Source organism: Achromobacter deleyi, from assembly GCF_902859705.1.
GTDB classification, from domain to species: domain Bacteria; phylum Pseudomonadota; class Gammaproteobacteria; order Burkholderiales; family Burkholderiaceae_B; genus Achromobacter; species Achromobacter deleyi.
Genome location: NZ_CADIJO010000019.1, coordinates 31924 through 51949 on the forward strand (window position 1 = coordinate 31924; position 20026 = coordinate 51949).

Below are 20026 nucleotides of genomic sequence, written 5' to 3' on the forward strand. Positions count from 1 at the left end.
TTATGGCAAATAACTTTCTTTGCGGGCGCTTCGAGTTTGATCTCGAGCGCCCGCTTGTCATGGGTATCGTCAATGTCACGCCGGACTCGTTTTCCGACGGCGGCCAGCATGACGATACCGATTCCGCCGTCGCCCACGCGCGCCAGCTCATCGACGAAGGCGCCCAGATCCTCGATCTGGGCGGCGAGTCCACGCGCCCCGGCGCCGACCCGGTTTCGGTGGCCGACGAACTGGACCGCTTGCTGCCGGTGATCGAGGCGTTGCGCGACTGCGGCGTGCCCTTGTCCATCGACACCTTCAAGCCCGAGGTCATGCGCGCCACGCTGGATGCCGGCGCCGACATGATCAACGACATCTACGGTTTTCGGCAGCCTGGCGCCATCGAGGCGGTAGCGCAATCGCGCTGCGGCCTGTGCGTCATGCACATGAAAGGCGAGCCTCGCACCATGCAGGCAACGCCGCCCGAATATTCAGACCTGATCGGCGAGATCGGGCTCTTCCTGGGAGCGCGCGCCCAGAAACTGCGCGCCGCCTGGGTCGACCCCCGTCGCATCGTGCTGGACCCGGGCTTCGGGTTCGGCAAGACCGCCGACCAGAACTTTCAACTGCTGCGCCGGCTGTCCAGCTTGCGCAGCGGCGGTTATCCATTGCTGATCGGCTTGTCGCGCAAGACCATGATCGGCCAGGCCACTGGCCGGCCGGTCGGCGACAGGCTGCCCGGCAGCATTGCCGCTGCCCTGGCCTGTGTGGCCCGTGGCGCGTCCATCGTGCGAGTGCACGATGTGGCGGCCACGGTCGACGCGCTCAAGGTATGGCAGGCGGCTGAACAAGGAGCTATCACTTCATGATCCGACGCAAGTATTTTGGTACCGATGGGGTTCGCGGCGAAGTCGGCGGACCGGTGATCAACGCGGAATTCGCGTTGCGCCTGGGTTACGCCGCCGGCCGTGTGCTGGCGCGCGAACACGCGGGGCGCGGCGGCAGCCGCCCGCAGGTCGTGATCGGCAAAGACACCCGCATTTCCGGCTACATGCTGGAATCGGCCCTGGAAGCCGGTCTGTCGGCGGCCGGCATCGACGTGCTGTTGGCGGGCCCGATCCCGACCCCGGCCGTGGCCTACCTGACGCGCGCATTGCGCCTGGTCGCGGGCATCGTGATCAGCGCTTCGCACAATCCCTACCAGGACAACGGCATCAAATTCTTCTCGGCGCAGGGCATGAAACTGCCCGACGAGATCGAAGCCGCGATCGAGGTCGCGCTGGACGAGCCGCTGGGCTGCGTCAGCTCCGAAGGGCTGGGGCGCGCCCGCCGCATGTCGGACGCCCAGGGCCGCTATATCGAATTCTGCAAGAGCACGTTCCCCAACGACCTCGACCTGAACGGCATGACGATCGTGGTGGATGCCGCCCATGGCGCCGCCTACAACATCGCGCCGCACGTCTTTCGAGAGCTGGGCGCCGAGGTGCATGCCATCGGCGTGCATCCGGATGGCTTCAACATCAACAAGGGCGTTGGCGCGCTGCATCCCGAGTTGCTGGCCAAGGAAGTGAAGACGCGCGGCGCCCAGGTCGGCATCGCGCTGGACGGCGATGCCGACCGGCTGCAGATGGTGGATGGCGAAGGCCGCATCTACAACGGCGATGAATTGCTCTATGCCATCCTGCGCGAGCGCATGCAGCGCGGCAAGGTCGACGGCGTGGTCGGCACGCTGATGACCAACTTCGGTTTCGAGCGTGAGCTGAACCGCCTGGGCGTGGGCTTCGAGCGCGCCAATGTGGGCGACCGCTACGTGCTGGAACAGATGCAGGCGCGCGGCTGGCTGTATGGCGGCGAAAGCTCCGGCCACCTGTTGTGCCTGGATTGCCACTCCACCGGCGACGGCATCGTGGCGGCCTTGCAGGTGCTGACCGCGCTGCGCCGCAACCAGGTGTCGATGGCCGATTGGGTGAAAGACCTGCGCATGTACCCGCAGAAGATGATCAACGTGCCGATCACCCCGGGCCAGGACTGGAAGACGCATCCGGGCCTGAGCGCGGCGCGCAAGGCCGTCGAGGCCGAATTGGCGGGCCGCGGCCGCATCCTCATCCGCGCCTCGGGCACCGAACCCAAGCTGCGCCTGATGGTCGAAGCCGAGGACGAGGTCCTGGCCGTGACGTCTGCTGAAAAGCTGGCGGCCAGCCTGGGATAAGCTTTTTTTTGCGTGGATCGAACATGGCCATTCATCGTTTTGCGATGAATGGCCATTGTTTGTGAATATTGCGTATTGCTTTGTAAAGAATTGTCGAGCTTTGCAGGAATTGGGCCGCATTGCTCCGATCTAAACTTCATAGTCACGTAACATATTGGTCAAGTCTTTGACATACAGGGCGTCCAAACTGACCGGACTCTCTAGGAGCTTCGCGCAATGCTGGAACTAGCACGCATCAACCCAAGCCGTAATGCCGCCGAACCGTGGACGGGACCTGCCGCCAGGGTGCTGGTGGTCGGCCTGGCGCGCACGGCCGAGGAAATCGAACAAATCCAGCGCCTGCGCTACGACGTCTTCACCGAAGACATGGGCGCGGTCTTCCCTGATGCCCAGGACGGGATCGAGCACGATCGCTTCGACCCCTTTTGTGAGCACCTGATGGTTCGCGAACTCGACACCGGCCGTGTCGTGGGCACCTACCGCATCCTGACGCCTGAAAAGGCGCGCGAAGCGGGCGGTTACTACTCGCAATCCGAATTCGACCTGTCCGGCTTGGGCGCGATCCGCGACGAGCTGGTGGAAGTGGGGCGCTCGTGCACCCACGCCGACTACCGCAATGGCGCGGTCATCATGCTGCTGTGGTCCGGCCTGGCGGAATACCTGCGCCGGGGCGGCTACCAATACGTGTTGGGCTGCGCCAGCGTCAGCCTGCGCGACGACGGCGTGACCGCCGCCGAAGTCTGGCGCACCATTTCCAAGCATCTGCCCAAAGAGGGCCAGCCGCATGTGACGCCGCTGCACCGCTACCCGGTGGAAAAGCTCAACAGCACGCTGCCGGCCCGTGTGCCGCCGCTGATCAAGGGCTACCTGAAGCTGGGCGCCACGGTGTGCGGCGAACCCGCCTGGGACCCCGATTTCAACGCCGCCGATTTCCCGGTGCTGTTGAAGATGGACGGCATGGACGAGCGCTACCGCCGCCATTTCGGCCTGGATCAACCCGTCGCCAACGGCCAGCGCTGATCATGCGCCGCTTGTTCCGCCGTATGAAGATCAAACTGATACGGCGGGCCACGCGGCCTTTCCGTCTGGAACTCAAGCAACTGGAACGGCAGACGGATCTGTTGCCGTTCTAGCCCGCTCGAGTGTTGAACCACACGATCTTGAGCCAAACGACGCGGGGCCTGCCCCGCGTCGTCGTTTGCCTCAGAATTCCAGCAGTTCGAACGAGAACCCTACCTTCGACCACTCGGCTTCTTCCGCGCGCAGCGTGAAGTCGCTGAGCGGATGCTGCGCGAGCCAATCGCGGTTCACGCGCACCACGATCGAGTCGTTGCGCATCGAGGCCGTGAGGGGCAGGGGCTCGATTTCGCCGCGGCGGCGAAACAGCAGCACTGCCAGGCGCAGGCTCAGGATGGCCATCCACTGGGCGCGGGTGCGCACCAGGGGTTCCAGCTTGCTCAGCTTGCCCTGGTGGCCCAGCGCCAGCAGTGCCAGCAATTGCTGGTCAGCGCGCGAGAAGCCGGGCATGTCGGCGTTTTCCAGCACGTAGGCGGTGTGCTTGTGATACGCGTTGTGGGCGATCGACAGGCCGACTTCGTGCAGGTCCGCCGCCCAGCCCAGCGCCACGCGCAGTTCGGTGCGCTCCGGGCCTTCGGGCATCATCGCGTCGAACAGACTGAGCGCGGCATGGTGCACGCGGCGGGCCTGGTTGACGTCGACGTGGTAGCGCTTCATGAACTGGCGCACCGATTCGTCGCGCTTGTCGTGTTCGTCGTCGCGGCCCAGCAAGTCGTACAGCACGCCCAGGCGCAGGGCGCCGTCGCCGGTGTGCATGACGTCGATACCCAGTTCGTCGAACAGGGCGCTCATGATGGCCAGGCCGCCGGGCAGCACGTCGGCGCGCTCGACCTTGATGCCGGGCAGTTCGGACGGGATCACCCGGCCGGCGCGCACGATGCGGTCTTTGAGCTTGGTCAGGCCGGCGCGGGTGATGCCGCGGTCGGACAGGCCGCCTTCGGTCAGGATGGCGAACAGCGCCTTGGCGGTGCCGGACGAGCCATAGGCTTCTTTCCAGCCCGTCTTGCGGTACTGCTTGGCAATGACTTCGATTTCGCGGCGGGCGGCCAGTTCGGCCAGCTTCATCTGGTGGGCATCGACGATGCCGTCCGAGAAGAACTGGCGGCTGTAGCTGACGCAGCCCATGTACAGCGACGACATCAGGCCGGGCTCGTGGCCCTTGCCGATGATGACTTCGGTGGAACCGCCGCCGATGTCGATCACCAGGCGCTTGTTGGGCGAAGGGGGCAGGGTGTGGACCACGCCCGAGAAGATCAGGCGGGCCTCTTCGCGGCCGGCGATGACTTCGATGGGAAAGCCCAGTGCGGCTTCGGCGCGGGGCAGGAAGTCGCGGGTGTTGCGCGCCACGCGGAAGGTGTTGGTGGCCACGGCCCGCACCCGGTTCGGGTGGAAGCTGCGCAGACGGTCGCCGAAACGTTCCAGCACGGCGATGGCCCGCTCGATGGCGTCGTCGCCCAGGCGCTTTTCGGCGTCCAGGCCGGCAGCGAGCCGGACGGTTTCCTTGAGGCGGTCGATCTGATAAATCTGGGGCGTACCGTCCTGCTGAACGATGCGTCCGATGGAGAGGCGGAAGCTGTTGGACCCGAGGTCCACGGCGGCCAGAAGTTGATCCATGCGGCTCGTCAATATTGGCTTTGAGGTGGCCTGATTATAGATACCCCATGTGACAGCGCCGTCGGCTGCGGGTTTTCGCTTATGGAACAAATGGTTGGCAGCGAAAGGAGGGTACGCCATGTGTCCCGGATTTGTCGTACGCTACGCATTTGGCGTTGTGTCATAGAACCGTCACCCTTTTGCAGTAAAACTCCACGCTCTCCCTACGTATGGAATCCGGTATGACCACACGCCCGCCCGCCGAGCCCTTGCTCCTGAATCGCGAGTTGTCGCTGCTCAAATTCAACGAACGCGTGCTGGCGATGGCGGAAAATCCCAAGACGCCCTTGTTGGAAAGGCTGCGCTACGTCTGCATCGTCAGCTCGAACCTGGATGAATTCTTCGAAATCCGGATTTCCAGCCTGAAAGAGCAGCAGCGCCAGTCGCCCAACCTGGTGGGCCCGGACGGCATGACGCCGGACCAGGCGTTCGAGAACGTCCAGCAGGCGGTGCACGAGCTGGTGGGGCGGCAGTACGCTCTGCTCAATGACGAGATCCTGCCGGCCATGCAGGCCGAGGGCATTGCGCTGCACCATGCATCGGAATGGAACCCGCAGCAGCAGGAATGGGCGCGCGAGGTCTTCAACCGCGACGTGATGCCGCTGCTGACCCCCATCGGGCTGGACCCGGCGCATCCGTTCCCGCGCGTCTACAACAAGAGCCTGAATTTCATCGTGTCGCTGTCCGGCGCCGACGCCTTCGGCCGCCAGGCATCCATCGCCGTGGTGCAGGCGCCGCGCGCGCTGCCGCGCCTGATCAAGATGCCGCCCGAGCTGTCCGGCCACCCCGAGGGCTACATTCTTCTGACGTCGTTGCTGCGCGCCTTTGTCGGCGAGCTGTTCCCGGGCCTGGAAATGCTGGGCTGCTACCAGTGGCGGGTGACGCGCAACAGCGACCTGTTCGTGGACGAGGAAGAAGTCACCAACCTGCGCCATGCCTTGCAAGGTGAGCTCTCGCAGCGCAACTTCGGCGCCGCGGTGCGGCTGGAAATCGACAAGCTCACGCCGGTGGAACTGGAAACCTTCCTGCAGCGCGAGTTCTCGCTCAAGGCGGAAGACACCTACCGCGTGCCCGGCCCGGTCAACCTGTCGCGCCTGATGCAGCTGTGCAACTCGCCCGACCGCCCCGACCTGCTGTTCCCCGACTACCGCGCGCCGTTGCCGGCGCCGTTCGACCGGGTTGGCGACAAGCCGTCCGACCTGTTCGAGGCCGTGGCCGAGCAAGACCGCCTGCTGCATCACCCGTACCAGTCGTTCCAGCCCGTCATCGACTTCCTGACCGCCGCCGCGCTGGACCCGGACGTGATGGCCATCAAGCAGACCATCTACCGTACCGGCGAGGATTCCGAGCTGATGAAGATCCTGCTGGCCGCCGCGCGCGCCGGCAAGGAAGTGACGGTGGTGGTGGAATTGATGGCCCGCTTTGACGAGCAGACCAACATCAATTGGGCCTCCAAGCTCGAAGAGGTGGGCGCCCACGTGGTGTACGGCGTGGTGGCGCACAAGACGCACGCCAAGATGGCCGTCGTGCTGCGGCGTGAAAAGGGCCGCCTGCGCCGCTACGCCCACCTGGGTACGGGCAATTACCATCCGCGCACCGCTCGGCTGTACACCGACTTCGGCCTGCTGACGGCCGACCCCAAGCTGTGCGAGGACATGGACAAGGTCTTTGCGCAACTGACCGGCCTGGGGGCGCGCCGCTCGCTCAAGGCGCTGATGCAGTCGCCATTCACCATGCATGACGGCATGGTGGCGCTGATCCGCGCCGAGGCCCGTGCCGCCAAGGCGGGCAAGCGCTCGCGCATCATGGCCAAGATGAACTCGCTGCTCGAAGAGCAGATCATCGAAGAACTGTACAAGGCCAGCCAGGCCGGCGTGAAGATCGACCTGATCGTGCGCGGCGTCTGCGCCCTGCGTGCCGGCGTGCCGGGGCTGTCGGAGAACATCCGGGTGCGCTCCATCGTGGGCCGCTTCCTGGAACACTCGCGCGTGTTCTATTTCTACGCCGAGGGCGCCGAGACCGTGTACCTGTCGTCGGCCGACTGGATGGACCGCAATTTCTTCCGCCGCGTCGAAATCGCCTTCCCGATCTACGACAAGTCGCTCAAGAAGCGCGTCATCGACGAAGCCTTCACCTTTGCCCTGCGCGACAACCAGCTGGCCTGGCAACAGCAGGCCGACGGTGACTACGTCCGCGTCAAGAGCCGCCGCGAGCCGTTCAACCTGCACCAGTACCTGATGCAGAAGCTGGGCGTGTAGCCCAGGCCTGAGCCGGGCAGGGGGACGGATATCCGTCCCCCAATCCTTGGGGCAGGGGGGGGCTTCCGGCCCCACCAATCTTCACCCCAATCAATCCGCCCCCCAATTTCCCCGCAAGCAAAAACCCGCGTTCGAGGCAGGCGCTCCCAGAGCCAGGCCGCGCGGATCCGGCTACGCCGGTCCGCCACCGGCGCCCCCCTGGGGGGGAAGCGCGCAGCGCTCCGGGGGGGGAATGTGACTGTCACTATCTTGTCACGTTGGGCTTCTAACATGCGAGGGTCGCTGAAAGACAGGCAGTAGAAAGCCTGCCAAGACTCCTCTAACGAGCACAGAAGGAACCAAGATGTTCAAACGTGTCTTCAAACAAGTTTCCCTGGGTGTCGCTCTGAGCGCCGCCGTGTTTGCCGTCCAGGCCGCCGATGTGACCGGCGCCGGCGCATCGTTCCCGTACCCGGTCTACGCCAAGTGGGCGTCGGACTACAAGGCCGCCACCAACAACGCGGTCAACTACCAGTCGATCGGTTCGGGCGGCGGCCAGCAACAGATCATCGCCAAGACCGTCGATTTCGGCGCCTCGGACGATCCCATGAAGGCGGCTGACCTGGAAAAGAACGGCCTGCTGCAGTTCCCGGCCGTCATCGGCGGCACGGTGGCCGTGGTGAACGTCGACGGCATCGCTCCGGGCAAGCTGAAGCTGTCGGGCAAGGTCCTGGCTGAAATCTTCCTGGGCAAGGTCAAGAAGTGGGACGACGCCGCCATCAAGGCGCTGAACCCCGACCTGAAGCTGCCGTCGGCCGACATCATCGTCGTGCACCGTTCGGACGGCTCGGGCACCACCTTCGGCTGGACCAACTACCTGTCCAAGGTGTCGCCGGAGTGGAAGGAACAAGTCGGTGAAGGCAAGGCCGTCAAGTGGCCCGTGGGTCAAGGCGGCAAGGGCAACGAAGGCGTCGCCGCCTACGTCGGCCAGCTGAAGAACTCGATCGGCTACGTGGAATACGCCTACGCCAAGCAGAACAAGCTGGCCTGGACGCAGCTGCAGAACAAGGACGGCAAGTTCGTCCAGCCGGAACAGAAGGCCTTCGCCGCTGCCGCCGCCAACGCCGACTGGAAGAGCGCGCCTGGCATGGGCGTGGTGCTGACCGACGAACCGGGCGCCGATTCCTGGCCCGTGACCGCCGCGACGTTCATCCTGGTCCACAAGTCGCAAGACAAGCCCGCCCAAGGCAAGGCTGTCCTGGAATTCTTCGACTGGGCCTTCAAGAACGGCGCCAAGTCGGCTGAAGCCCTGGACTACGTGCCGCTGCCGGAAGCCGTGACCAAGGAAATCCGCGCTGCCTGGGGCGAAGTCAAGAGCGCCGACGGCAAGGCTGTCTGGAAGTAAATGGATGATGGGCGCGGCGGCCTGGCCCCGCGCCCGCATCGGTCCGCCGCCCCGGTTTCCTGCTGGTTGGAAACCGGGGCGGATCTCCCGGGCCCTCTCGTAGTTTCTCCCAAGGTTTCCTAAGGAAAGTCCATCCATGAGCGCGGTAATGGATAATAGTGTGCCGCTTTCGCCCAGCGTGGCGGACTCCGTGACTACCGGCACGCCTTCGCCTATGAAGCAAAATAAAAACGCGCTGATGGATGCGCTGTTCAAGAACCTGACCCGCCTGTTCGCCTTCCTGGTGTTCATCCTGCTGGCGGCGATTCTTATTTCCCTGATCTACGGCAGCCGTGAATCGCTGGCCAAGTATGGCCTGTCGTTCCTGTGGCTGAACGACTGGGACCCGGTCAAGCAAAACTACGGCGCGGTGGTGCCCATCATCGGCACGCTGCTGACGTCGGCCATCGCCCTGATCATTGCCGTGCCGGTCTCGTTCGGCATTGCCATCTTCCTGACCGAACTGTCGCCCACCTGGCTGCGCCGCCCCTTGGGCACCGCCGTCGAAATGCTGGCCGCCATCCCGTCGATCATCTACGGCATGTGGGGCCTGTTCGTCTTCGTGCCGGTGTTCCAGCAATACGTGCAGCCTTTCCTGATTGCCACGCTGGGCAGCGTGCCGATCATCGGCGGCATGTTCGCCGGGCCGCCGTTCGGCATCGGCATCTTCACCGCCGGGCTGATCCTGTCGATCATGATCATCCCGTTCATCGCGGCGGTGATGCGTGACGTGTTCGAACTGGTGCCGGCCATGCTGAAGGAATCGGCCTACGGCCTGGGCAGCACGACCTGGGAAGTGATGTGGCGCGTGGTGCTGCCGTTCACCAAGTCGGGCGTCATCGGCGGCATCATGCTGGGCCTGGGGCGCGCCTTGGGTGAGACCATGGCGGTGACCTTCGTGATCGGCAACGCCTTCAAGTGGTCCGGCTCGCTGTTCTCGCCGGGCAACTCGATCGCCTCGGCGCTGGCCAATGAATTCAACGAAGCGGGCGGCATCCAGAAGTCGGCGCTGCTGGAACTGGGCCTGATCCTGTTCCTGATCACGACGATCGTGCTGGCCCTGGCCAAGATGCTGCTGGTTCGCCTGTCTGCCGGCGAAGGCAAGAAAACCTGACCCGCCGCGAGCCCAAGGAAAAGAACATGGCTGTATCCGTACTCAATATGCAGAACGGCGTGTATCGCCGGCGCCGCGTGGTCAACCGCATCATGCTGACCATCTCGCTGGGCACGCTGGTGTTCGGGCTGTTCTGGCTGTTCTGGATCATCCTGACGCTGCTGACGAAGGGCGCCCCGGCGCTGTCGTACACCCTCTTCACCGAGATCACGCCGCCGCCGGGGCAAACCGGCGGCCTGATCAACGCCATCTTCGGCAGCGTGATGATGGCTGGCGTGGGCACGCTGATCGGTACGCCCGTCGGCATCCTGGCCGGCACGTACCTGGCCGAATACGGCCAGCGCGGCTGGCTGGCGCCGGCCACGCGCTTCCTGAACGACGTGCTGCTGTCGGCGCCGTCGATCATCATCGGTCTGTTCATCTACGCCGTTTACGTGGCGCAGGTGGGCCACTACTCGGGCTGGGCCGGCGCCATCGCGCTGTCGATCCTGGTGATTCCGGTGGTGGTGCGCACGACCGACAACATGCTGCTGCTGGTGCCCAACAGCCTGCGCGAGGCCGCGGCCGCGCTGGGCTGCCCCAAGTGGCGCATGATCACGCTGGTCTGCTATCGCGCTGCCAAGACCGGCATCATCACCGGCGTGCTGCTGGCGATTGCCCGCATCTCGGGTGAAACCGCGCCGCTGCTGTTCACGGCGCTGTCGAACCAGTTCATGTCGACCAACATGAACGGCCCGATGGCCAACCTGCCGGTCGTGATCTACCAATACGCCGCCAGCCCCTTCAAGGACTGGAACGACCTGGCCTGGGCCGGGGCTACCCTGATTACGCTGCTGGTGCTGGGCATCAACATCCTCGCCCGCAACATGTTCCGCAAGTAAAGATCGCTTTGCCGGCGCGCCAGGCGCGCCGGACCTAGGGAAACCAAATGGAAAACACCGCTACCGCCGTCAAGAACAAGATCGAGGTCAAGAACCTGAACTTCTACTACGGCAAGTTCCATGCGATCCGCAATGTGAACATGTCGATCCAGGAGAAGAAGGTCACCGCCTTCATCGGCCCGTCGGGCTGCGGCAAGTCGACGCTGCTGCGTACCTTCAACCGCATGTTCGAGCTGTACCCGGGCCAGCGCGCCGAGGGCGAAATCATCCTGGACGGCGAAAACCTGCTGACCGCCAAGACCGATATTTCGCTGATCCGCGCCAAGGTCGGCATGGTGTTCCAGAAGCCCACGCCGTTCCCCATGAGCATCTACGACAACATCGCCTTCGGCGTGCGTCTGTTCGAACGCCTGTCCAAGGGCGAGATGGACGAGCGCGTGGAATGGGCGCTGAGCAAGGCCGCGCTCTGGAACGAAGTGAAGGACAAGCTGCACCAAAGCGGCAACAGCCTGTCGGGCGGCCAGCAACAGCGTCTGTGCATCGCCCGCGGCGTGGCCATCAAGCCGGAAGTGCTGCTGCTGGACGAACCGTGTTCGGCGCTGGACCCGATCTCGACTGCCAAGATCGAAGAGCTGATCGCCGAACTCAAGAACGACTACACCGTCGTCATCGTGACCCACAACATGCAGCAGGCCGCGCGCTGCTCGGACTACACGGCTTACATGTACCTGGGTGAGCTGATGGAATTCGGCCAGACCGACCAGATCTTCGTGAAGCCGTCGCGCAAGGAAACCGAAGACTACATCACCGGCCGTTTCGGCTGAGGCAGGCCCGGCCAAGTCGGCTGGGACATCGACGGCGCGCCCGCAAGGCGCGCCGTTGTCGTTTGTGGCTTACGAGCGTTGCTGCTGCAGGGCCTGCGATGCCGGCGCCTGTTGCGCCTGCGGCCCGCCCGCGTAGCGGCCGGGGATCAGGATCACGAACACCGCCGCCAGCACGGCCGCGCAAGAGAAGGCAATGAAGTTCCACGCCAGCGGCAATTGCAGGCTGGCGAGGTAGCCGCCGACGATGGGGCCGCTCATCGCGCCGATGCGGGCGAACGACAGCGCCCAGCCGGTGGCCGCGCCGCGCGCGTGCGCCGGGTAGTAGCCGGCCAGGTAGCCCGTCAGGATCAGCGAAGACGAAATGCTGCCCACACCGGCCAGCGCCACCCACAGGTAGTTCACGACCAACGGGTTGTTGTAGGTCAGGCAGTAGATGCCGACAGCGCCCACCAGGAAGAACAGCGCCACGATCTTGCGCGGTTCGGTCTTGTCGGCAAACTGCCCCAGCACCAGGCCGCCAATGGCGGACGCCAGGCTGAACACCAGCAGGAACGACAGGCTGGAACCCAGGTCGTAGCCGTTCTTGCGCATGATCTGCGGCAGCCAGGTGTTCAGGCCATAGACCAGCATCATGCCCAGGAACAGCGCGCCCCAGAAGCACAGGGTGGCGCGCAGGTGGCGCGGCGAGAACACCGCCGCCATCACATCGCGCCAGGTGGCTTTCTCGCCCGCGACTTCGCGGGGGCGGAACGGCTCGAGCGACACGATACCCAGGCGATCGGCCATCGCGCGGGCGCCGGCTTCGTCACCCTTGGCCAGCAGGTATTCCAGCGACTCGGGCAGCCAGCGCGCCAGCAGCGGCACCAGCAGCAGCGGCGCCGCACCCACCAGGATCACCGAGCGCCAGCCCCAGTGCTGCAGCAGCGCCATGGCCACCGCGGCCGAACACAGGATGCCCAGCGAATAGCCCGAGTACATGACCCCATAGTTGAAGCCGCGCCTGGCGGGCGGTGAATATTCAATGGTCAGCGCCGCCGCCACCGGAATCACGCCGCCCAGCCCCAGCCCGCCGATGAAGCGGAACGTGGCGAACCAGGTGGGCGTGGGCGCCCAGGCCGCCCCGATCATCGTCAGCGAAAACAGCGTGACGCAGGCCAGCAGCATGCGCCGGCGGCCCAGCAGGTCGGACAGCGTGCCCACCGCGAACGAGCCCACGAACATCCCGGCCAGCGCGTAGCTGCCCAGCATGCCCAGCTGGATCGGCGTCAGGTTCCAGCTCTTGTCGTCGGCCAGCGCGGGCAGCACCGCGCCCATTACCCCGACGTCGTAGCCTTCGAACAGGATCGCCAGCCAGCAGACGAACAGCACGGTATAGGTGGTCCGCGCGGGCGCGGCCCAGGCGGATGGAGCAGAGGCGGTGGCCATGATTTTCCCGATGAGATTGTCGTTATGGATCTGAATTTAATTTATGCTTCAACTATATAGGTGTCAATCAGGGCTTGCGCGCGAAAGCGGCCTTCCGGGAAGCGGGAAGGGCGCCGTTTCGGCGTGCCTGCCGTATCTGGTATAGTTGCCACCCTCGGGGCGTAGCGCAGCCTGGTAGCGCATCTGCTTTGGGAGCAGAGGGTCGTGAGTTCGAATCCCACCGCCCCGACCAGTAAAAACAAAGGGTTAGCTCATTTTTGGTGAGCTAACCCTTTTCGTTTTCTGGCGCATGCGTCTTCAGACAGACGCCTCAGCGCAGATCTTTGGCGTGCATCCGGGGGCCTAGCGGCCCGCCGGCGCCATCAGATACCGCGTCAGCTTCTCCATCATCGCGTCGCAGGCCTGTAGCTGGGACAGTTCGACGTATTCATCCGCCTTGTGCGCCACGTCGATGCTGCCCGGCCCGCAGATCAGCACCGCCGTCTGCCCCCACAACTGCTGGAACAGCCCGCCTTCGGTGCCGAACGCGGCCTTGGTGAGCGGGGTGTCCGGCGGTAACCACGAGGCCAGCAGCGCCACGCCTGCGGAGTCCTCCGGGGTGGCAAGTCCGGGATAGCTGTTGACCGTCGTGACGCGGGGCGGCTCGGCATCGGGCAGGGCGCCCGCGGCACGCATCTTTGTCTGAGTGAGCGCCAGCACCCGCTCCAGAATCTGGTTCGGGTCGTCCTGCGCGACGTTGCGGATCTCGAAATTGACTTCGCATTCCGCGGGCACGATGTTCAGCGCCGTGCCGCCCTTGATGGTGCCCGCATGCACGGTCGTGTAGGGCACTTCGTAGCCAGGTTCGCGCGGCCCGTGTTCGGCCAGGTCATGCTGCACGTCGCGCAGGGCGCTGATCAGGTCGCTGGCCGTATGGATGGCATTGACGTAATGCGGCGCCAGCCCCGAGTGGCCCGCCTGGCCGCAGCACAAGGCCCGGTAGGCCGCCTTGCCCTTGTTGCCGGTGCCGATTTTCATCAGCGTCGGCTCGCCCACCACGCAGAGCAGCGGGGCGGGTTGCATGCGTTCCAGCGCGCGCAGCAGATGGCGCACGCCCACGCAGCCAATTTCCTCGTCGAACGACAGCGCCAGATGCAGGGGCCGCGCAAGCGGCTGGCGGGCCGCGCGGATCATGGCCATCACGGCGCAGGCGACAAAGCCCTTCATGTCCGCGCTGCCCCGACCATAGATGCGCCCGTCGCGTTCGGTGGCCTCGAAGGGCGGCGAGGTCCACGGCTGGCCCGTCACGGGCACCACGTCGGTATGGCCCGAGAGCACGATGCCGGGCGCGTCCAGGGGGCCGACGGAGGCGAACAGATTGCTGCGCCGGGCGTCCTGCGGGTCCGCCACCCGCGTGGACGCGATGCCCGCCTGCGCCAGCAACGCCTGCACGCGTTCGATGAGCGCGATGTTGGGCGTCAGCGTGACGGATTCAAACGCGATCAGTTCGCGCAATAGGTCTGGACTGTTGTCCGGAGTCGGTGTGCTCATGGCATGGACCTGCAGGGTTGCGGGCGACGCGCGGGCGTGCCGTCCGTTCAGTTGTTTTCAGGAGGCGGCACATAGGGGTCGAAGAAGCTGCCTTCGCTCATGCCGGGTATGTATTGATCCGAGATATAGGCGCGGCAGCGCTGCATGAAGACTTCGGTCAGCCGTGACGGTTTCATCGGCTTGTAGGTCGTCAACCCAAGCAACATGGGGCGGTGTTCGCCCACCAGGCGCAGCCGCACCAGCCGCTTGCCATCCAGGGCTTGTGTGGATTTCGGCCGCACGTTGAACAGCGCATAGCCGATGCCGTTGGCGACCATGGACCGCACCACTTCTTCCGAGCGCGAACGCGCCACGATGTTCGGCTCCAGGCCGAATTTCGCGAATAGCGACATGAAGTAATCGCGGCTCAAGGGCAGGTCCAGCAGCACCATGGGCAAGCGCGCCAGCTCTTCGAGCGTCACCGCGATCTGCTGCGACAGCGGATGCAGTTCGCTCACCACCACGTGCGGGGGCAGGCGCGCCAGCGCTTCGAACGAGATTTCGTCGCCCAGCCTCAGGTCGTAACTGAGCGCAACGTCGATCTCCAGGGTATGCAGCTTGTCGATCAGCAACTGCTGGTCGCCTTCGACCATGTGCAGGTCGACTTTGTCGAAGGCGCGCGAGAAGCCGAAGATCACTTCCGGCGCGATCATGGCCGTGAGCGACTGGAAGCAGCCCACGCGCAAGGTGCCCTGGATGGTATTGCTGGAGACCGACGCGATCTTGTAGAGGCGTGAGGCGCGCTCGAGCAGGTCTTCGCATTCGCTCATGACCTGTTGGCCGAGCACCGTCAGGGCCAGGCCCTTGGACGGATGCCGGACGAACAGCTGCACATCCAGCTCGGTTTCGACATGGGCGATGGCAGCCGAAATCGACGGCGCCGAAATGTGGATCTGGCTGGATGCCGCGGCGATGCTGCCGTGTTTGGCCGTGGCGACGAAGTACTCCATCTGGCGCAGCGAAATGCGATTGAGCATAGTCCGATGTGAGAAAGAAAAGTGTCTCCACTATGCCCGCACAGCGGGCCTGGCGCTCCTCGGGTTTTCTCGCACTCGCCGTTTGCCACAGCCTGTCACAGATTGCCTGGCACGCCGAAACTCGGTGCGGCGCGCGGATCCCTGGCGCGGGTGATGTAATCCTGGATCTGCGGCTCGTAGACCTTCCAGGCCTCGTACAGGGTTTCAACAGGGCATTGCTCCACCCAGTCCATGCGCAGGTCGACGATAGGCCAATCCAGATCCGCCACCACCAGCAGTCCGGCCGAATGCACCGGCCCCTCTTCGCCGCCGGCTGCCTGACCGGCCAGCATGGCCTGCATCAGGCGTTCGGCCAGCGAACCCGTCGTCTTCTCGAAGGCCGAGAGCATGGCGGCGGGCACGTCCAGCGACGCCAGCATATTGCCGGCGCACGCGGCGTGCTCGCCCTTCGCGCTGGCCAGGCGGCCCAGCGCATTCGAGCCGGTGAAGATGGCCGGCGCTTGCGTGGCGTCGATGGCCATCAACTGCCGGTAGCTGATGAAAGGGCGCTCGGCCAGCGATTGCAGCGCACGCTCGGGCGAGTGGCCCTGGCTCATCGCGTCAAGGATGAGCGGCCCCAGCGCGGGGTCGGTGATGTTCTGGCTGACTGCCGCACCCACGCCAGCGCGTGCGCGCACGCATCGCGCCGCGACGGCGGGAGACGACGATGAGACGGCCGCGCCGAACTGGCCGGTGGCCGGGCAACGGGCAATGATGGAAAAAGTCATGACCTGGGCCTCCTGGGGCGTCAATCCGGAATAACGGCAGTCGCGTCGATTTCCACCAACCATTCGGGCCGCGCCAATGCCGACACCACGATACCGGTGGACACGGGGAACACGCCCTTGAGCCACTTGCCGACCACCAGATAGACCGCCTCGCGATAACGGGGATCGATGATGTAGATCGTGATCTTGCAGATGTCCTGCAGCTCGCCGCCGGCTTCCCGGAGCAGCATGTCGATGTTCTTCATCGCCTGCTCCGCCTGGCCCGAGGCATCGCCGATGCACACGCTCTCGGACGTGTCCAGGTTCTGGCCGATCTGCCCGCGCAGGAAGACGGTGCTGCCACGCGCGACGACGGCCTGGCACAGATCGTTGTCGAGTTTCTGTTCCGGGTAGGTGGCCTTGGTATTGAAAGTGCGTATGCGCTTGTGCTTCATGGCTCGTATCTTTATTAGGGTTTATCCGGGGCCCCGCGTCTGCCTGGCAAGCGGCATCGCATAAGACCGTGACCTGCCCGCTGATGGTCGGCCCAAGCGGGGCGGCAGCCTATTTGTTTTTTCCGGCGTCCCGTCTCGGAAATCCTGACGCGGGCGGCCATCAGGAAAATCTATCCACGCCAACGGAAAAGGCGACTTGGTCGCTCGGATCGCGTCTCTCATCATTGGTTTTCGCTGGCCGAAGCCACCTTTCCTTGCAGGGAATCCGGATGACCATTGCCTCAACGCTCCTACCCGCCGCCTATCCCCGCTTTCGCTACGACGGGTCCGGCGACCTTGCCCGCATCGGGCTGATCTACATCGCCTCCAGCGTCGTGATGGAAGAAGAAATGTGGGCCATGTCCGGACCGGGGGTTTCCACCCATACCGCGCGCATCAAGCTGCCCAAGGTCACCGTCCAGGGCATCGAGGAAATGATGAACGCCCCGGAACTGGAGCAGGCTGCGCGGCTGGCGGGCGCGGCCCCCATCGACGTGCTGCTGTTCGGCGGCACCAGCGCTTCGTTTCTTCACGGCACCGCCTACGACCAGGCGCTTATCCAGAAGCTGCGGCAATGGGTGCCGGGGCCGAAGATCACCACGGCGTCCACCGCCACGCTCGCGGCCTTGAAGAAGGTGAAAGCGGGCAAGGTGGCGCTGGCCACGCCCTATCTGCCGGAAATCCACGAGCGCGCCATCCGCTTTCTGCAGGAAAACGGCCACGAGGTCGTCAGGAGCGCCTGCCTGGGCATTTCGGATGACCACGCGCTGGCCGAGGTCTCGCTCGAGAAGGTCTATGACCACGTGATCTCGGTCGACCACCCGGACGCGACGGCCATCTTCGTGTCGTGCACCAATTTCAGGACCGTCGGCGCCATCGAGGCGCTGGAGCAGAAACTCGGCAAACCGGTGATCTCGGCCATCCAGGCCTCGTTCTGGCATTGCCTGGACCTCACCGGCGCGGCAGGCGCCAAACCCGGCTACGGGTCGCTGTTCAACGCCAACCTGACCAAGGCCGACACGATGTAAGCACTTCGCCACGGCGGATCACCAATAAACAAGGGGAAAAAGATGCATCTGCACAAAACCATCACGGCGCTGACACTCGCAAGCGCCTCGTTATTCGTCCTGGCGCCGGCGCATGCCGAAAAGCTGGTGCTTGGCAACGAGGGAAGCTATCCCCCGTTCAGCATGGTCGACCCGTCGGGTCGCCTGACGGGCTTCGAACCCGACCTGGCGCGCGAGATGTGCAAACGGATGAAGGTCGATTGCGAAATCGTCGTCATGGACTTCAAGGCCCTGATTCCGGCGCTGCTGCAGAAGAAGCTGGATGCCGTGGTCAGCCAGACCAAGCCGCTGCCCGAACGCAAGGAAAAGGTGCTGTTCGGCCGCGCGGTGCTGTTCAATCCGGACTCCTACGTGGTGCCCGAGGCAAAGAACTACACCTTCACGCCCGAGGGACTGAAGGGCGTACGGATCGGCCTGCAACGCGGTTCGGCGCAGGCCAAATACGTGTCCGAGACGTTCGGCAACGCCGTGCAGATCGTGTTCTACGACAACCCCGACCAGATCCGGCTCGATCTCGCCAACGGGCGGCTGGACATGAGCCTGGGCCCCAAGATCAGCTGGACCAACGAGTTCCTGTCCAAACCCCAGGGCAAGGGCTGGAAATTCGCGGGCGGCGACTTGTGGACCGGCGGCGGCGAAGCCGGATCGAGCTGGATCGCCCGCAAGGACAGCGGCGAGCTGCTCAACCGCATGAACGCCACGCTGGAAACCATCATCAAGGACTGCACCTTCACCAAGCTGCGCAAACCCTATATGGAAGTGGAACTGCTGCCCGAGGAAGCGGCCTGCCGCTAGCCCTGTCCGCGCACCCCGCCTGAGCCGCCCGGCACGAGGCCGGCGGACCGGGCGGCACGTTTCGCACGCTTGCCAGGGTCTGTGCCTGGCGCCTTTCAATGTGACCAGGCTTTAGGAATACCTCATGCCTTCGATGGGTTTCGTGCTGCAACTCGCGACCGGCGCGATGATGACGATCCAGGTCGCCGTCTGCGCCTATCTGCTGGCGCTTGTGATCGGGACGTTCTTTGCCCTGATCACGCTGCGGCCGACGCTGCTGGCCAGAGTCATCTGGATCCCGTATGCCTCCATCTTCACCGGCGTGCCTTCGCTGCTGGTGGGCTTCCTGTTCTATTACGGCGGCTCGCAGATCGTCGCCGGCCTGCTTGCGCCGTTCGGCATCGGGCAGCGCGTCGAGATCACACCATTCATGGCGGCGGTGGCGGCGCTGGGCATGGTCTACGGCGCCTACCTGGCCGACCTGATACGCAGTGCCATCCAGAACGTGCCTCACGGACAGTTTGAGGCCGCGCGCGTGCTGCTGGTGCCGCGCAGCGCCATCTGGCTGAAGATCATCCTGCCGCAGATGCTGCGCCTGGCCTTGCCTGGCATGACCAATATGTGGATCGTCGTGCTCAAGGACACCGCGCTCATTTCGCTGATCGGCCTGAAGGAAATCATGGCCTACGCCAAGCTGGCCTCCGGCGTGACCAAGGAGCCCTTCGTCTACTACCTGCTGGCGGCGTTCTTCTTCCTCATGATGACCTGGCTGACCTACTACGTGGCCCGCCGCGTCGAAACGTGGGCCGCGCGGGGCTTTCATCCCGTCGTGACCCAGGGAGCGTCGCATGCACTTTGACTTCCAGGTGGCCTGGGACAGCCTGCCCAAACTGCTGGCCGGCGCCGGCACCACGTTCGCCGTGTTGCTGCCGGTGCTGGTCATCGGCCTGCTGCTGGCGCTGCCGGTTGCCCTGGCGAGCTTTCGGCCGGGCCCGCGCGCCGTCTTCGCCAGCAGCTATATCGGTTTCTTTCGCGGCGTTCCCAGCCTGGTGCTGCTGTACCTGATCTACAGCGGACTGCCGCAGTTCTCTTTTGTGCGCGACACCTTCCTGTGGGACATATTCTCCAGCGCCTACGTCTGCGCCTGGCTGGGCCTGGCGTTGACGCACTCGGGCTTCATGGCCGAGATCATTCGCGGCGGGCTGGCGGCGATTCCCAAGGGCACCATCGAAGCCGCGCAGACCCTGGGTCTGAAGCCCGCGCAGATCCTGTTCCGCCTGCGGCTGCCGCTGATGGCGCGCTATGTGCTGCGCGCCTATCAGAACGAGCTGCTCATCATGGTGAAAAGCACGGCCGCCGTCAGCGCCATCACGCTGGTCGACCTGACCGCCGCCGCCAACACCGTGTTCGACTACACCTATGACCCGTTCACGCCCCTGATCACGGCGGCGGCCATCTACTGGTGCATCACCAACTGCATACGTCTTGGATTCTCGATCGCGGATCGCAAGTTGAACCGCTACCTCGTCAGAGTCTGAACCGCCCCGGCCGACCGT

General features: G+C 64.6%; 18 protein-coding genes and 1 tRNA gene. 13 read left to right on the top strand and 6 right to left on the bottom strand.

The window, feature by feature from the left end:
* Positions 1-2 precede the first annotated feature (2 nt).
* From folP to HV798_RS23175, 3 genes are all read left to right on the top strand, one after another.
* Positions 3-848 (top strand): dihydropteroate synthase, encoded by an 846-nt coding sequence (gene folP / locus HV798_RS23165; protein WP_175194402.1) that lies wholly within the window; start codon positions 3-5, stop codon positions 846-848.
* Positions 845-2188: a phosphoglucosamine mutase gene (glmM, locus tag HV798_RS23170; RefSeq protein WP_175194404.1), complete on the top strand. Its 1344-nt coding sequence runs from the start codon at positions 845-847 to the stop codon at positions 2186-2188. The genes folP and glmM overlap by 4 nt, the downstream gene beginning before the upstream one ends.
* 216 nt (positions 2189-2404) lie before the next feature.
* Positions 2405-3208 carry a GNAT family N-acetyltransferase gene (locus HV798_RS23175; RefSeq protein ID WP_175194406.1) on the top strand — a complete coding sequence of 268 codons (804 nt, stop codon included), beginning with the start codon at positions 2405-2407 and terminating at the stop codon, positions 3206-3208.
* A 183-nt stretch (positions 3209-3391) separates the two neighbouring features.
* On the opposite strand, the gene ppx is transcribed toward HV798_RS23175, so the two are convergent.
* Complete coding sequence (gene ppx / locus HV798_RS23180; protein WP_025139559.1) at positions 3392-4879, bottom strand: exopolyphosphatase; 1488 nt, start codon at positions 4877-4879, stop codon at positions 3392-3394.
* Positions 4880-5100: 221 nt separating this feature from the next.
* Here ppx and ppk1 point away from each other — a divergent pair, with 221 nt between their 5' ends.
* The 5 genes from ppk1 (at position 5101) to pstB (ending at position 11418) form a co-directional block, all read left to right on the top strand.
* Positions 5101-7176 (top strand): polyphosphate kinase 1, encoded by a 2076-nt coding sequence (gene ppk1 / locus HV798_RS23185; RefSeq protein ID WP_175194408.1) that lies wholly within the window; start codon positions 5101-5103, stop codon positions 7174-7176.
* Positions 7177-7519: 343 nt separating this feature from the next.
* Positions 7520-8560: a phosphate ABC transporter substrate-binding protein PstS gene (pstS, locus tag HV798_RS23190; protein ID WP_175194410.1), complete on the top strand. Its 1041-nt coding sequence runs from the start codon at positions 7520-7522 to the stop codon at positions 8558-8560.
* A gap of 136 nt (positions 8561-8696) precedes the next feature.
* Entirely contained in the window at positions 8697-9713 is a 1017-nt protein-coding gene (gene pstC, locus HV798_RS23195) for a phosphate ABC transporter permease subunit PstC (protein ID WP_175194411.1), read from the top strand.
* A 26-nt stretch (positions 9714-9739) separates the two neighbouring features.
* Positions 9740-10594 (top strand): phosphate ABC transporter permease PstA, encoded by an 855-nt coding sequence (pstA, locus tag HV798_RS23200; RefSeq protein ID WP_175194414.1) that lies wholly within the window; start codon positions 9740-9742, stop codon positions 10592-10594.
* 47 nt (positions 10595-10641) lie between these two features.
* Complete coding sequence (gene pstB, locus HV798_RS23205; RefSeq protein WP_006221056.1) at positions 10642-11418, top strand: phosphate ABC transporter ATP-binding protein PstB; 777 nt, start codon at positions 10642-10644, stop codon at positions 11416-11418.
* Between the two features lie 69 nt (positions 11419-11487).
* On the opposite strand, the gene HV798_RS23210 is transcribed toward pstB, so the two are convergent.
* On the bottom strand, positions 11488-12843 hold the full coding sequence (locus HV798_RS23210; protein ID WP_175194416.1) for an MFS transporter: 1356 nt from the start codon (positions 12841-12843) through the stop codon (positions 11488-11490).
* A gap of 155 nt (positions 12844-12998) precedes the next feature.
* On the opposite strand from HV798_RS23210, the gene HV798_RS23215 reads away from it, so the two are divergent.
* A tRNA-Pro gene (locus HV798_RS23215) sits at positions 12999-13075 on the top strand.
* Between the two features lie 110 nt (positions 13076-13185).
* On the opposite strand, the gene argE is transcribed toward HV798_RS23215, so the two are convergent.
* From argE to HV798_RS23235, 4 genes are all read right to left on the bottom strand, one after another.
* Positions 13186-14373, bottom strand: a complete 1188-nt coding sequence (argE, locus tag HV798_RS23220) for an acetylornithine deacetylase (protein ID WP_175194455.1) — start codon at positions 14371-14373, stop codon at positions 13186-13188.
* Positions 14374-14420: 47 nt separating this feature from the next.
* Positions 14421-15389, bottom strand: a complete 969-nt coding sequence (locus tag HV798_RS23225; RefSeq protein WP_025139552.1) for a LysR substrate-binding domain-containing protein — start codon at positions 15387-15389, stop codon at positions 14421-14423.
* Between the two features lie 95 nt (positions 15390-15484).
* A complete protein-coding gene (locus HV798_RS23230) occupies positions 15485-16156 on the bottom strand; it encodes a DUF1028 domain-containing protein (RefSeq protein WP_175194457.1) in 672 nt (223 codons plus the stop codon).
* 20 nt (positions 16157-16176) lie between these two features.
* Positions 16177-16590 carry a RidA family protein gene (locus HV798_RS23235; RefSeq protein ID WP_175194459.1) on the bottom strand — a complete coding sequence of 138 codons (414 nt, stop codon included), beginning with the start codon at positions 16588-16590 and terminating at the stop codon, positions 16177-16179.
* A 269-nt stretch (positions 16591-16859) separates the two neighbouring features.
* Here HV798_RS23235 and HV798_RS23240 point away from each other — a divergent pair, with 269 nt between their 5' ends.
* From HV798_RS23240 to HV798_RS23255, 4 genes are all read left to right on the top strand, one after another.
* A complete protein-coding gene (locus tag HV798_RS23240) occupies positions 16860-17657 on the top strand; it encodes a maleate cis-trans isomerase family protein (RefSeq protein WP_175194461.1) in 798 nt (265 codons plus the stop codon).
* Positions 17658-17699: 42 nt separating this feature from the next.
* Positions 17700-18491, top strand: coding sequence for a transporter substrate-binding domain-containing protein (locus HV798_RS23245; protein ID WP_025139548.1), 792 nt, complete (start codon positions 17700-17702; stop codon positions 18489-18491).
* 124 nt (positions 18492-18615) lie between these two features.
* Complete coding sequence (locus HV798_RS23250; protein ID WP_175194463.1) at positions 18616-19329, top strand: ABC transporter permease; 714 nt, start codon at positions 18616-18618, stop codon at positions 19327-19329.
* Entirely contained in the window at positions 19319-20008 is a 690-nt protein-coding gene (locus tag HV798_RS23255) for an ABC transporter permease (protein ID WP_175194464.1), read from the top strand. The genes HV798_RS23250 and HV798_RS23255 overlap by 11 nt, the downstream gene beginning before the upstream one ends.
* The last annotated feature ends 18 nt before the right edge of the window (positions 20009-20026 follow it).